We start from the raw sequence: 12952 nt of genomic DNA, 5'->3' as shown, positions 1-12952 counted from the left end.
CTTGCCGCAGCCGCCTGCGTTTTCTGCGTGAAATCGCTGCACCGGTACTGACTGGCCAAGCGGTGAGATGCGGCATTGCGGTGGGCATTGCCGCCGGCGCAATCGACGGACGCAGCACACCGTTGTGATGGAGCCTCACCAGCCGATGCCGATGCCGATGCCGATGCCGATGCCGATGCCGATACCGCGGTGCGATGATGCGGCCGCAGCGCACTCGCGTGTCGAGCAATGGCGCTGCGCCAGCCGCTAAATAGCACGTGGCAATCGCCGCAGCGGCGTCCTTTGCGTTGAAAGATCGCCGCTGCAGCGTGCCGGTCTTTGGATCAGTACGTGTAGCCCAAGGTCAGCATGTAGGTGCGCCCGGTTTGCACATAGGCACCGTCGGCGCCGGGATCGTAGGCCATGTAGCGCTTGGACTTGCCCTGCGTTTCGTAGAACGTGGCGGCATTGAGCAGGTTCTTTGCCGACACGCCGACATCGATATGGTGTGGCAAGTGATAGGTCGCGTTGAAATCCAGCGACTTCACCGGCTGCAGGTAGTAATTGAGGCGGTCGGTGGTGAGCCCCAGCAGTTGCAGGCCGGTGTAGTTGTAGCTCAGGTCCGTGCGCAGATGGGTGTCGTCGTAGAACAGGTCCAGGTTGTAGATGCGCTCCGGCGCACGCGGCAGCCAGGTCTTTTCCGGCTGGTCGCTGCGTTTGCTATCTGCCTGGCTGTGCTGCAGCGTGAGGTTGGCGGTAACACCGAAATTGCTCCAGAGGCCGGGCAGCTGTTGCAGCCGCTTGCTCGCTGCCAGCTCCAGCCCATAGAGCTTTGCGGTGCCGCCATTCTGCGGCATGGTCACAGGCACGCCATTTTCGAAGGTGGTGCCGGTTGGCACCAGGCCGCCCAGAGTGCTGTCGTTGCTGGTGGCCGATTGCGAGGTATAGATGAAGCCATTGATGCGCTTGTAGTACGTCGAGGCGCTGAGCACACCGCCCTCGTGGTCGTAGAATTCGGCAGACAGGTCGGCGTTGTCGGCGGTGCTCGCCTGCAGGTTGGGGTTGGGCTTGGAGATGCCGACCACCTTTTGGGTGTCGTCGATCGAATACACCGTCTCGCCGGAAACCAGCCCGAACGCCGGGCGGCTGAAACTGCGGCGCAACGACGCGCGATACACGGTGAGATCGTCCGGCCGATAGTTGACGCTGATGCCCGGCAAGACCTTACCGTAGGTACTGCCGCTGCCGACGAAACGGCCGGTGCTGCCATCGCCGCTGGATTGCCAGGAGTCGGCCGAATACTGGGTCAGTTCGTAACGCACGCCGGGCAGGATGCTCACCTTGCCGAGATGCAGCGCGGCCATCGCATAGCCAGAATAGAGCGCCTCGGTGCTGGAGGTGGTGTTGGCGTTGTAGTCGTTGGCGGTATAGATGCCTGCGCCGTTCGGGTCGTCGACGTATTTGTAAGGCAGCGCCTGCGCGCGCATCCAGCCGCGATCCAGCAGTTTGAACGGCCCCGCGTAATGACCGTCGAATGCGTTGTAAGTGATGCGGCCGGGAATCGCGCTCAGCGGCGGGCCGCCGGCGGTGGGAAACGCATAATTGGGGCCGCCAAAGTACGGGCCGTTGGTGACGAAGTTGCCATCCTTGTGGAAGAACGGGTGGTCATAGGCATCGCGCTCGGAGTGATCGGCCGACAGGCCAAGTTTGACGCTGTCCAGCACAGCGCCATCGACCTGATACGCGATATCGGTATGCGCGTTGAAACGGTTATCGTGGCTGCCGGCGTCGTGGCCCTGCACCTTCCACAACAGCGAAGAATCCAGGTTGTAGAAGAAGTCCTTCAGCGCCGGCGAGCTCGGGCCGATGCTCGGGTAGGTGGGGTCGCTGAGGTCGAAGGCGAAGCTGCCCGGAGTAAACCCGTACAAGCTGGCCGACACATAATCCGGCCGGCTGCGGGTGCCGCGGCCGAACGAGGTGCCGTAGTCGACGTGCAACCGATCGAGCGTGGTCTGCCCGCCCAGTTGCAAGGTGGCCAGGGTCTCGTCGATATCGTGCGTATTGAAGTACCCGCCGCGCACCGCCGTGGGCTGGTTGCGATAGGTCTCCAGGCGCGCACTGGACTGGTCCTGCGTGCCGGTCACGCCGTAGCTGCCGTAGATGGCATGTGCATACAGCGCGCTGGTGTCGCCCTGCCAATCCAGCGACAGGTTGCCGCCATAGCGTTCGATCTGGCTGGCGTACAGGCTGTATTTGTAGCGGGTGCTGATCAACGGGCCAACATCGCGCAAATCGGTGGCCGCGGCGAGCGCAGGGTCGGCGGGCACGTATTTGCTGTTGGGCGCCGGTGCCTGCGCCATGTTGTTGTTCTTGCCGTAGTAGGCCGATGCGTAGATGCCGAAGGCATCGCCTTGCCCGAACTTCCAGGCCAGCTCCTGCTGGAAGGTGCCGCCGCTGTCCTTGCCGCCCAGGTGGTTGGCCAATGCGTTGAACTGGCCTTGCGCGGTGCTCTTGGCATAGACGTCCTGGTCGAAATCAAACGCACTGGGAGTGCGCATGTCGATCGCACCGCCGATCGAATCGCCGGGCATGTCGGGCGTGGGCGATTTGGAGACCTGCACCGACTGGATGCCGAACGGCGCCAGCATGTTCAAGGAGATGGCGCGCGTCGAGGAGTCGGTTTCCGGCATGCCGAACCCGTTGAGCGTGTATGCGTTATAGCTGGCGTCCATGCCGCGGATGCTGACGTAAGCGTTCTCGCCGGTGGTGGCCTGGCCAAGATGCATGTCGCTGTAGGACGACAACCCCGGCATGTGCGCCACCACATCGGCAATGCCGCCGGAAGGAATCGCATCGATCTGCTGCTTGCTCATCACGCTGTTGACGCTATTGGACAGGCGCTGTTCGTTGAGCGAGCCTGGCGCCGCGGCGTGGGTGGCTTGCACGTTGACCGAGTCCAACGTGGTGGTGGTCATCTCTGCAGCGTACGCAAGCGACGGTGCGCAAAGCACCGCGGCAATGGCGCAGCTCAAACGATGGAAGGGCCGGAAAGACTGCATGTTGGGGCTCGCGTGATTAGAAGGGGAAACCCGCGTCCGATAAACGGGTGCGGTGATAGATTGCCGACGCCCTCCATTGCGAGAGGTCTGCTGCGTGGGTGGCTTGCGCCTGCGCGCGGTGGTGCGCTCAGTGATGCAGGTCGGTGCCGTCGCAATGCGCACTTGTTCGCTGCGGATTGCAACGCGCCACGGCGTCGCCGTCGAAGCGAACCACGTAGCCGTTATCGGCCGGCTCGTTGATCGGGAAGTCGGTGCTGAGCAATTGCGCGCCGCTGGCCAGCATGGCGTCGCGCCGCGCGGTGTCGTTGTGCTGCGCTTCTTTCAAGTCCGCATCGGTACGCGTACGCACCAGATAGCCGGCCTTGACCAGCTTCTTGATGTCATCGGCAGGTCCGTCGTTGAGCTCGACGAAGGCTGCATCGTCTTCGCCCGGCACCGCATTGGTGAAACAGACCCGGCCGCGCAGCGACGGGTGTCCGGGCAGGTAGCTGGCGCCGGCAACGCGTTGGTCGAGCAGAAACACCACCTTGCCGCGCGCCTGGGCCAACGATGGCCAGCCGTGCGCGAGCACCGCCGCGTTGAGCGTGGGCGCGCGGCCGCGTACCTGATCGGGACTGATGTATTCGCCGGCTTGGAAGACCGAACGCACTTCGGCATCCAGCGCATCCATCGCTTTTGCATCGAAGGGTTCGGGTTGCACGCTGGGAAACGCCAATTGGATCGGCGCCTGCTTGGTTTCGAGCAGGATGAAGATGGGGACGTGGTCCGGATGCTGCTTCGACCATGCGCGGATTTCCTGCAGGCAGGCAATCAAGGGTTGGCAGTTGCTGCGCTGGTCCAGGTCCTGCACGTGCATGACCTTGAATCCGGGTCGGTCCATCACCCCAGTGGGTGCGCTTGCCGGTGCGGTCGGCAGACCGGCCTTGGCGATCTGCGCAACGATGGCCGGGTGTGCGTAGCGCCCGCCCTGTGCATCGGCGAAGACGTCCAGTTCGAGTTGGCGCACGCCATCGTTAAGTTGCTGCGTCAATGCGGGATGGCGGTAATCCAGCGCGGTAAACAGCGCCGGGTCCAGTTGCTTCAATAACGCCGCTTCGCTGGGCGCAAAGCCTGCGTGGTAGCTGTTGTGGCTGCCGATGTACTGCAGGTCGGTCAAGCGCGGCGCGGCTTGCGCGACAAGACTGCTCAGCAACAAGGCGGTAAAAATGGCGGCTCGCGAAGTTGTTCTTCGCTTTTGGCGCATCAACTTCGTTTTGCGATCGATGCCTGAGGTAAAAGCAGTAAATGCGTGAAAAAGGTGCATGCAGCACAGCCGGAAAGCGACGAGGTCGCCATCATCACGGCCCAGTTTGACGCATATCTTTCCGCTGTGTGTCCGTGATGCGTCAGTGCTTGTTACCGTGTGCTCGTGCCGTTTGTAAATCGCGACATTTTTTTAAGAAGTGGCAGTCCGCCGCAATGCATAGGTCAGCAGCCGCGCCTGCAGGCGATCGCCAAGACTGTTTGGCGCATCCAGCGCCATGCGTTGAAGGCAGTCGATCTCGTTAGCGTCCGACGCTTCGCGCGTGAGCAGTGCGCGGGCCACCGTGGCGATCTTTCCGCCAGTGCTGGCGGTTGCGCCTTTGAGCCAGCCCAATGCGGGCAGCAGACGCTGTTCGATCTTGGTGAAGTCGCTGCCAAGCGGGTAATCGGGCAAGCTGCCGTCGCGTCGAAATGGCGCCAGCGCCTGTTCCAGTGCCCGTGGTGTGTTGCGCTGCGCGCGTGGCGGCAATTCCGGTGCGATACGCAGCTTGCGAGACCGTTCCGCCTGGGCAAGCAGTTCATCCTGGAAGCGGGCGTCGCAGATGGCGGCCATTTCCAATACACAGTCCTGATCGGTCTTGTGGCGCAGGTCGGCGATGCCGTATTCGGTGATGTAGAGATCGCGCAGATGGCGTGGAATGGTAGTGTGGCCGTAGTTCCAGCGCAGGTTGCTGGCGGTGTGTGCGCCAGCCTCGCGGGTGGCGCGCAGCATCAGGGCGCTACGTGCCTGCGGCAGTGCATGCGCCATCGCCACGAAGTTGTACTGCCCGCCAACCCCGGACACGATGCGGCCATCTTCCAGCCCGTCGGAGACTGCCGCACCCAGCGCGGTCGCCATCATGCAGGAGTTGAAGAAGCGTGCATCCTTGCGTTTCAACCGGTTTAACGTCTCGTTGCCGCCATAGAGCTGATTGATCTCGCTGATGCGGCGCATGCCGATCGCCGCGCGTGTCGATGCATCCAGATCGCGCAACCATTGATAGAACGCGGGCGAGCCGAGGTAGAAGGCGCCATGCAGGAACTCGCCTTCGGCAGCAAGCCGTGCGTGGTCGGCGGCGTCGGCGCTGCCATCGGCAATGCGCTGCATCAGCGGCAGGTCGTCATGCACCTTGCGACGGATCACGCCGCTGTCCACCAATTGCTTGAAGCCTTCGTTGAGCATTTCGCTGCAGCCGTACAAGCCGATGGCGAACGGTTCCAGGCCGCCGCTGGACTGCACGGCCGGGTGCTGCTCCAGTGCCGGATCCAGCGCATGCAGCACGCGGCGATAGGTCGCGTTGTCGGTATGCCGCAGCACCAGCGCATGGCTCAGCGCATCGGCCAGCGTGCCGATGCCAATCTGCAAGGTGCCGCCATCGCGCACCAGGGCACTGGCATACAAGCCGATGGCGTAGTCGACGCTGTTCACCGCTTGCCGCGGCAAGCCGAACAGCTGTGGAAACGGGCCTGGCAAATCGATGATCAGATCGAAGAACGCGGCATCTACCGCTGCGGCGCCTCCCATCCATGGCAACTGCGGATCGACTTCCGCCACCAGCATCGGGCGCGGCAAGCCGAGTGCCTGCACCGCATCCAGCGTGTCCTGGGTGATGTCGTTGTTGCACGACAACGACAGCCGCGTGCCGCCCGGTTCGCGCGCCACTTTTTGCACGATCAGGTTGGGCGCGCGTTGCGCCACCGCTGCGGCGGCATGCGTGTAGTTGAGGCTCGTGTAGTCGGCCTGGGCCTGGGCGGAATGCAATAGCCCGCCGGACTGCATGTAGAACTCTTCCACCTGCACATGCGTGGGCAAGGCATCGCGCAGCATGGCGTCGACATAGGCAAGGCGAGGGAAATCCTCGCCAAAATGGCGCGCGATGAACGGTGCGGCAAAGCGCGCCTGGAGTCCGGCATCCGGCCTGGGGGGATTGAGCGAGAGCGCCGTGTAAATTGCCAGTGGCCGCGACGGCGTGTCCTTGAGCTGTGCGTAGAGCGCGTTCAACAGGCGGTGCGGCTTGCCGATGCCCAGCGGCGCGCCCACGCGCAGCGGGCCGTCGATGCGTTGCAGGATCCGCTCCACGGCGGCGCTTAGATCGGTGAGATGCTCGGTCATCCGCGCAGAGTAGCCGAGCCGGTCGCGTGCTGCCTGCATCTCATACTCGTGCGCCATGCTTGGCCGCCATCAATGCGGGCAGGTGTTGGGAGCCCGTTCGATCACGTGCTTGACAATCAATCCGTTTACGCGCGTAATCGGTAAAAATTACGGGTGTAATCGCATGCCGATCAGCGACGCAGAAGCGGTAGTGATGCACGTGCTCTGGGAGGATGCGCCGCGCACGGCAGAAGAGGTGATCGCCGCGTTGGCGCATACCGGCTGGGCCGAACCCACCATCAAGACCTTGCTGAATCGGCTGCTCACCAAGGGCGCGGTCGCGGCAGAAAAACACGGCCGCAAATATCACTACGCGCCCCTGATGGCGCGCGAACAGTGGGTGCAGCAGCAGAGCGAGGGCTTGCTGCAGCGGCTATTCGGCGGGCGCGTTGCGCCACTGGTGGCGCATTTCAGCGAACGCGGGAAACTCAGCGCGTCCGACATAGCCGAACTGAAGCGCCTGCTCCAGGAGTTGGACGATGCACCTTGACTTGCCTTTGCTGTTGCGCATCACGCTGTATGGCAGCGCCGCAGTGCTGGCCTGTCTGGTGCTGCGGCGCGCACTGCGTGGCTGGCTGGGCGCAACAGCGGCGTATGCGATCTGGGCCGCTGTGCCGCTCGCCGTATTGGCAGCTGCAATACCGGGGCCGCCGATATCGGCAGCGTTGCCGAAGATGCCGGCGATGGTCGCGATGCCGCTCAACCTGCAAAGCAGCGAATATGCATGGGCGGGACAACTGCTCGCTGTGTGGGTAACCGGTGCGGTCGCGATGGCCGGTGCGCTCTGGTGGCGACAGCACCGTTTCGTGCGCCGCCTGGGTGTATTGCATGCGCTCGACCGCGAAATATGGGCGGCAACGCGCGATGTCGGCCTGCCGGTGTCTGTGGGTCTCTGGCGCCCACGCATCGTGCTGCCGATGGATTTCGATACGCGCTACAGCGCCGCCGAACGTACCTTGATCCTGGCCCACGAGCGCCTGCATCTGCGGCGCGGCGATCTGTATGCCAATCTGCTGGCGGCACTGTTGCTGTGCATCGGCTGGTGCAATCCGTTGATGCACCTGGCATGGCGCGCGTTTCGGCTGGATCAGGAACTGGCCTGCGACGCAGAGGTGCTGACGCGTTACCCAGGCAAGCGCCGCAGTTACGCCACCGCGATGCTCAAGACCCACGGTGGTGCCGGCTGGACGCCGACGGCCTGCCGTTGGAATGCGCCGCACGCGCTCACCCAACGCGTGGCTGCATTGCTGAAGCCTGCGGTGGAGATGCGCCGCGCGCGATGGAACCTGCGCGTCGTGGTGGCGATGGCGGTGATGCTCAATGGCGCCTGCTGGGCGTTCCAACCTGCACGATTGCAGGGTATGCGCGTACCCGGCAATGCGCTGGATTTCCGCACCATGCAGCCGCCCAGGTATCCGCCTGACGCGGTCGCTGCAGGCCTGGCGGGATTTGTCGAACTGCAGATCGCAGTGAGCCCGACTGGAACACCCGAGCATATCGCCATCGTGCGCAGCACGCCGGCGGGCGTGTTCGATCAGACCGTGCTCGACGCAGCACGCCACTGGCGCTTCACACCTGCGCTGGAGGATGGCAAGGCGGTCGCGTCCGAGGTACGCGTGCCGGTGAGATTCGAACTGGATCCACCAGATGCGGCACCGGCGGTTGCGGATATCCATTCCGGTACCGAAGCTGCTGCACGCCCACACGCTGCCGACCGGTCCGAACGTGTTGCCCGCTGTGCGCCTGCGGGATGCGCCCCACGCGGAGGGTTGCAATGAACCGCTGCCTGATCGGCAGCCTCGCCCTGATGCTGGCCATGAGTAGTTGCGCCACGCGCCAGCTCGCGGAACGGCAACGCAGCCAGCGCGAGGATTCGGTGGATCAACGCATGTTGCCTTCACAGCCGGACGGCGGCGCTACGGGTGTCCAACCCTACACACTGGCGCCGACGCAACGCTTTCGCATGCCACGCGCGGTGCGCAGCGAGGCCCCGGTGCTACCTGCCGATTCGCCGCGCCAGAGCCTGGCGCCCACCACCGTCTGCGCGCATCTCATTCTGAGCGCAGAGGGTACGGTGCAGCGCGTGGATCCGATGTCCGACCGCGACGAATGCGCCGCCGGGTTGCTGCCGGACAACGCCGACCTCATGCAAGCGGTGCGTACTACCGCGCTGCGATGGCAGTTCGTTCCAGCCACGATATGCACCTATGCACCAGGGGTTACCCAGCCGGCAGCACCGGACGACTGCACCGACGCCACCCAGATCGAGCCGGTACCGGTGACGCTGTCGTTCGCGTTCACCTTCGAGGTGCGGCAAGGCAGGGTGAGTGTGCGGACCGGGAAGGTGGTGCGATAGCTGCTGCAGCCGTTGCGCAGCGTGTCCCAGTCACAACCAACGCTGGGCCGTCTTGCAACGCGTCGACGCAAGCGCCCTATCCACGCCCACACCACCGTCAATCCAGCACATGCACGCTGTCGGCAATGCGCTGTACTTCATCGGGGTTGTGGCTGATGTAGAGCATCGGCAGGCGAATCTCGTCGCGCATGCGCTGCAGGTAGGGAATCAATTCTTCGCGGCGCGCCTGATCCAGGGCCGACAGCGGTTCGTCGAACAGCAGAATCGCCGGTTGCGCCAGCAACGCGCGGCCAATCGCCACGCGCTGCGCTTCGCCGCCTGAGAGGTTGCGTGGCCGGCGTTGCAGCAGCGGTGCAATGCCGAGCAAGGCCACCACATCGTCGAAGCCGAAGAGCGCCGTGCTGCGCGCATGCCGGCCGTAGCGCAGGTTGCGCCGCACATCCAGATGCGGGAACAGCCGCGCATCCTGGAACACATAACCGATCCGGCGCTGGTGCGTGGGCAGATCGATGCCTTGCCCGGCGTCGTACAGGCAGCGCCCATCGATACGGATATGTCCGGCCTGCGGGCGCACCAGGCCGGCGATTGCGTTGAGCACCGTGGTCTTGCCCGCGCCGGAGGGGCCCACCAGCGCCACGACGCGCGCGTCGTCCCGGATGCGGATGCGGCGCTCGAATGTACCGCGGTGCAGCTGCAGATCGATATCCAGCATCAGTCCTCCTCGCGCGGATGCGGCCTGCGCACCAGCCATTCGGACAGCAGCAACGCGGCCAGCGAAATCGCCAGCGCCACCCCGGCCAGCCGCCAGATGCCCGATTCCATCCCCGGGACCTGCATCAGCCCGTAGATGGCCGACGACAAGGTTTGCGTTTCGCCGGGGATATTCGACACGAAGGTGATGGTGGCGCCGAACTCGCCGAGCGCCTTGGCGAACGCGAGCACCACGCCGGCGACCAGGCCTGGCCAGGCCAGCGGCAAGGTGATGCTGAAAAACACCCGCCACGGCCCGGCGCCCAGCGTGGCGGCGGCCGCTTCCAGGCGACGATCGGTGGCTTCGATGGACAGACGAATCGCGCGCACCATCAACGGAAATCCCATGACCGCGCACGCCAGCGCCGCGCCGGTCCAGCGGAAGGCGAACTGGATCCCGAGGTGTTCCAGCAACCAGCTGCCCACCGGGCCCTGCGTGCCCAATACCACCAAGAGCGCATAGCCGGTGACCACCGGCGGCATCACCAAGGGCAGATGCAGCAGCGCGTCCAGCAGGGCCTTGCCGGGGAAGCGGCGCCGCGCCAGCAGCCAGCCGCAGGCAATGCCCGGCGGCAGGCTGGCGAGCGCTGCCACGATCGCGACCTTGAGACTCAAGCCGATCGCGGTCAGCTCTTCCGGGGTGAACATCGACAAACGGTGCGCCTCAATCCTTCAGCGAAAAACCACGGCGCGCAAAGATCGCCTTGGCCGGCTTGCTTCCCAGCCAGCTCACGAATGCGGCGGTGGCGGGGTTGTTGCTGTTCTTCAATGCAGCGACCGGATACACGATGGCGTCATGGCTGTCGTCGGGGAAGGTGGCGACCACGCGCACCTTGGCATCGGCGCGCGCGTCCGAGCCATACACGATGCCCAGCGGCGCTTCGCCACGCGAGACCAGCATCAATGCCGCGCGCACACTTTCCGATTCGGCAAGACGGTTGCTGACGCTATCCCATTGGCCGAGCTTGCGCAGCGCAGCGGCGGCGTATTTACCGGCCGGCACGCTGGCGGTCTGACCAACGGCCAGGCGCCCGTTCTCGCCAAGCGCCTTGGCGATGGCGCCGGGCGCGCGTGGATCCACGCGCAGCTTGCTGCTCGCCGGCGCAACCAACACCAGCGTATTGCCGAGCAGGTTGTGGCGCTGCGCGGGCAGTACCAGGCCGTGCTGTTGCAGATAGTCCATCCACTCCAGGTCGGCCGAAAAGAACACGTCCGCCGGTGCGCCTTGTTCGATCTGGCGTGCCAGCGCAGAACTCGCTGCATACGACACCCGTACCGGCGTGCCGGTCGCTTTTTCGTACGCGGTGGCGGCTTCGTCCATCGATTCTTTCAGGCTTGCGGCCGCAAACACCGTCACCGGGGCGGTCTGCGCACTCGCCAGCACAGGCAACGTCAGCATCAGCACGCACAAGGCGCGCTGCCAGAAACCGATCATGCGCATCGAAGGCTCCTCACCAGGACAGGGCCCCGATCATAGCGGCTACGCGATGCGCACCGCGTGGCGAGCCGGCGCGCGCTACAGGACCACTCCGGCCCAGCGCCCGGCCTGAAGATTGGTTTGCAGGGCCGGGCGGATCAACTTGGGTTCGGGCAAGGTGGCATCGCGCGCCTGCCGCTGCGCCACGAAGGTCTCCACGTCCACGCCGTCGCGTACGTGGATGTTGCTTCGCCGCTGCGCGCCGATACTGGTTTGATGCGCCACCGCGCGCCCGCCCGGGCCATAGTCGTGGCAGACGAACACGCGGGTGCTCTCCGGCAGCGCGTACAGGCGCTGGATCGACGCAAACAGCTGGCGGGCATTGCCGCCCGGGAAATCGCAACGCGCCGTGCCCGCATCCGGCATGAACAACGAGTCGCCAGGAAACAGCGCATCGCCGATCAGATACGCAATGCTGTCGCTGGTGTGGCCGGGCACCGCGATGACGCGTGCTTCGATACCGCCAAGCTTGAAGCGCTCGTCATCGGCGAACAGATGATCGAATTGCGAGCCATCGGCACGGAAGTCGTCCGGCAATGCGTACTGCGGGGCAAGGGTTCGTTGCACTTGGCAAATTCCCTCGCCGATGCCGATGCGCGCCTGCGGCCAGTGCTGCTTCAGCCACTGCGCCGCAGACAGGTGATCGGCATGCGCATGGGTTTCCAGCAGCCACTGCAACTGCCATCCGTGTTGCTCGATGGCGGTAAGGATGCCCTGCGCCGCCTGGCTGCCGATGATGCCGCTCTCGGCCGCGTAGTCCAGCGCCGGGTCGATCACCGCCGCCGCACCGGTGGCCGCATCGGCGACCACATAGGTGAAGGTGTTGCTGTCGGCATGAAAGAAGGCAAGTACCTGGGGCTGCATCGGCGTCTCCACGTCAGGGGCTGGCCAGTGCCGCGTTGAGGATGGCGGCTAGCCGGTCACCTGCGATGCGTAGCTGGGTTTCGGCGATCGGGCGATAGGTGGCGATGTAGGTGGCGGGTAGCACGTGCGCGCTCGGATAGACGCGCGGCGTGACGGCGATCTTGCACGACGCCTGCGCCCATGCCGCAGCCGGTGGTGGCAGGGCCGCAGACACCGCAGTGGCGGCCGGCAATGCCAGCAAGCGTTGCAGGTACGCATCGTCGCTCAGATGGCGGTCGTTGAGCATGCCGCTGTCCCACAGCGCATGCAGGTTGCTGCCCTTGCCGTCGATCTGCAGCTGGAAGTCGTTGCCGCCCTTGTCGTGCGCATAGCCGGCGTGCATCGGCTGATGGATGTCGCCGACGAAATGCACCACGAACTTCAAGGCCTGGCGGCGTACGTCCAACGGCTGGGTGCGATCTGCGAGCAGGGCGGCTTGCTGGTCGAGCGCGGCGATCACGCAGTTGCCGTCCGGGCAGTCGCGCGGCGGCGAGTACGCGCAGTCGTGTTCGCCCAGGTTGACGTAGTGCCACGGCCCGGAGCGTTTGCCAAGGTCGGGGTCGTGCTCGCGCAACTCATCGGCCCACGTGGCCACGCCGTGCAGTGTCGGGTCCGGCTCGCCGGCCAGCAATTGCGCTACTTGCGTGCGTGCCTGCGTGCTCAGTTCGGTTTCGGCGATGCGCGCCACCAGGCGGTGGCCTTGCGGGCCCCAGGCCAGGGCGGTGGTGGGGTGGATCGCGGCGGCCATTGCCGTCGCAGCAACGAATGCAGAGAGGGAAAGTGTCTTCATCCGGCGATTGTACGCATCGCTCCGGGACGGTTTGATGGCCATCCCGGAGCTGCGACAGGCACGCCTCAGCATGGTGCCGACACGTGCCTGGAGCACGCCCGGATGTGGCAAGCAATTGTCGGGCGGGTTTGCGCGAAATGCGGCAACCGCAGCATCCGCGTGGGGTCATGCCGCACCGGGCAGTGGCCGTGCCCATCTGGCGGTG

At 64.9% G+C, this 12952-nt stretch carries 11 protein-coding genes; 3 read left to right on the top strand and 8 right to left on the bottom strand.

Annotated elements, in window-relative coordinates; genetic code table 11:
- Nucleotides 1–323 precede the first annotated feature (323 nt).
- The 3 genes from AMD14_RS17455 to AMD14_RS17445 form a co-directional block, all read right to left on the bottom strand.
- Nucleotides 324–3038 (bottom strand): TonB-dependent receptor, encoded by a 2715-nt coding sequence (locus AMD14_RS17455; RefSeq protein ID WP_011052227.1) that lies wholly within the window; start codon nt 3036–3038, stop codon nt 324–326.
- A 127-nt stretch (nt 3039–3165) separates the two neighbouring features.
- Nucleotides 3166–4341 (bottom strand): phosphatidylinositol-specific phospholipase C1-like protein, encoded by a 1176-nt coding sequence (locus AMD14_RS17450; protein ID WP_011052226.1) that lies wholly within the window; start codon nt 4339–4341, stop codon nt 3166–3168.
- Nucleotides 4342–4473: 132 nt separating this feature from the next.
- A complete protein-coding gene (locus tag AMD14_RS17445; protein ID WP_040107796.1) occupies nt 4474–6432 on the bottom strand; it encodes an acetyl-CoA hydrolase/transferase C-terminal domain-containing protein in 1959 nt (652 codons plus the stop codon).
- 163 nt (nt 6433–6595) lie between these two features.
- Here AMD14_RS17445 and AMD14_RS17440 point away from each other — a divergent pair, with 163 nt between their 5' ends.
- From AMD14_RS17440 to AMD14_RS17430, 3 genes are read left to right on the top strand one after another with little or no spacing between them, the layout of a single operon-like run.
- A complete protein-coding gene (locus tag AMD14_RS17440; RefSeq protein ID WP_005933045.1) occupies nt 6596–6961 on the top strand; it encodes a BlaI/MecI/CopY family transcriptional regulator in 366 nt (121 codons plus the stop codon).
- Nucleotides 6951–8249: a TonB family protein gene (locus AMD14_RS17435; RefSeq protein ID WP_011052224.1), complete on the top strand. Its 1299-nt coding sequence runs from the start codon at nt 6951–6953 to the stop codon at nt 8247–8249. Before AMD14_RS17440 ends, AMD14_RS17435 begins: the two co-directional genes overlap by 11 nt.
- Nucleotides 8246–8827 carry a hypothetical protein gene (locus AMD14_RS17430; protein ID WP_005917492.1) on the top strand — a complete coding sequence of 194 codons (582 nt, stop codon included), beginning with the start codon at nt 8246–8248 and terminating at the stop codon, nt 8825–8827. The genes AMD14_RS17435 and AMD14_RS17430 overlap by 4 nt, the downstream gene beginning before the upstream one ends.
- Nucleotides 8828–8924: 97 nt before the next feature.
- Here AMD14_RS17430 and modC read toward each other — a convergent pair whose 3' ends face one another.
- The 5 genes from modC to AMD14_RS17405 form a co-directional block, all read right to left on the bottom strand.
- On the bottom strand, nt 8925–9539 hold the full coding sequence (modC, locus tag AMD14_RS17425) for a molybdenum ABC transporter ATP-binding protein (RefSeq protein WP_011052222.1): 615 nt from the start codon (nt 9537–9539) through the stop codon (nt 8925–8927).
- Nucleotides 9539–10225 carry a molybdate ABC transporter permease subunit gene (gene modB, locus AMD14_RS17420; RefSeq protein WP_015472643.1) on the bottom strand — a complete coding sequence of 229 codons (687 nt, stop codon included), beginning with the start codon at nt 10223–10225 and terminating at the stop codon, nt 9539–9541. The genes modC and modB overlap by 1 nt, the downstream gene beginning before the upstream one ends.
- 16 nt (nt 10226–10241) lie before the next feature.
- Nucleotides 10242–11018: a molybdate ABC transporter substrate-binding protein gene (gene modA / locus AMD14_RS17415; RefSeq protein ID WP_011052220.1), complete on the bottom strand. Its 777-nt coding sequence runs from the start codon at nt 11016–11018 to the stop codon at nt 10242–10244.
- 75 nt (nt 11019–11093) lie between these two features.
- Entirely contained in the window at nt 11094–11918 is an 825-nt protein-coding gene (locus AMD14_RS17410) for an MBL fold metallo-hydrolase (protein ID WP_003490170.1), read from the bottom strand.
- A gap of 13 nt (nt 11919–11931) precedes the next feature.
- Nucleotides 11932–12705 carry a S1/P1 nuclease gene (locus tag AMD14_RS17405; protein WP_003490168.1) on the bottom strand — a complete coding sequence of 258 codons (774 nt, stop codon included), beginning with the start codon at nt 12703–12705 and terminating at the stop codon, nt 11932–11934.
- Nucleotides 12706–12952: the final 247 nt, after the last annotated feature.

It is taken from the genome of Xanthomonas citri pv. citri, from assembly GCF_000961215.1.
GTDB classification, from domain to species: domain Bacteria; phylum Pseudomonadota; class Gammaproteobacteria; order Xanthomonadales; family Xanthomonadaceae; genus Xanthomonas; species Xanthomonas cissicola.
This window is presented reverse-complemented; position numbering and strand designations above follow the sequence as displayed.

Excerpts from the sequence above, each read along its gene's own strand:
- AMD14_RS17455 (WP_011052227.1), bottom strand. The coding sequence starts at position 3,038 with ATGCAGTCTTTCCGGCCCTTCCATCGTTTGAGCTGCGCCATTGCCGCG.
- AMD14_RS17450 (WP_011052226.1), bottom strand. The coding sequence starts at position 4,341 with ATGCACCTTTTTCACGCATTTACTGCTTTTACCTCAGGCATCGATCGC.
- AMD14_RS17445 (WP_040107796.1), bottom strand. The coding sequence starts at position 6,432 with ATGACCGAGCATCTCACCGATCTAAGCGCCGCCGTGGAGCGGATCCTG.
- AMD14_RS17440 (WP_005933045.1), top strand. The coding sequence starts at position 6,596 with ATGCCGATCAGCGACGCAGAAGCGGTAGTGATGCACGTGCTCTGGGAG.
- AMD14_RS17435 (WP_011052224.1), top strand. The coding sequence starts at position 6,951 with ATGCACCTTGACTTGCCTTTGCTGTTGCGCATCACGCTGTATGGCAGC.
- AMD14_RS17430 (WP_005917492.1), top strand. The coding sequence starts at position 8,246 with ATGAACCGCTGCCTGATCGGCAGCCTCGCCCTGATGCTGGCCATGAGT.
- modC (WP_011052222.1), bottom strand. The coding sequence starts at position 9,539 with ATGCTGGATATCGATCTGCAGCTGCACCGCGGTACATTCGAGCGCCGC.
- modB (WP_015472643.1), bottom strand. The coding sequence starts at position 10,225 with ATGTTCACCCCGGAAGAGCTGACCGCGATCGGCTTGAGTCTCAAGGTC.
- modA (WP_011052220.1), bottom strand. The coding sequence starts at position 11,018 with ATGCGCATGATCGGTTTCTGGCAGCGCGCCTTGTGCGTGCTGATGCTG.
- AMD14_RS17410 (WP_003490170.1), bottom strand. The coding sequence starts at position 11,918 with ATGCAGCCCCAGGTACTTGCCTTCTTTCATGCCGACAGCAACACCTTC.
- AMD14_RS17405 (WP_003490168.1), bottom strand. The coding sequence starts at position 12,705 with ATGGCCGCCGCGATCCACCCCACCACCGCCCTGGCCTGGGGCCCGCAA.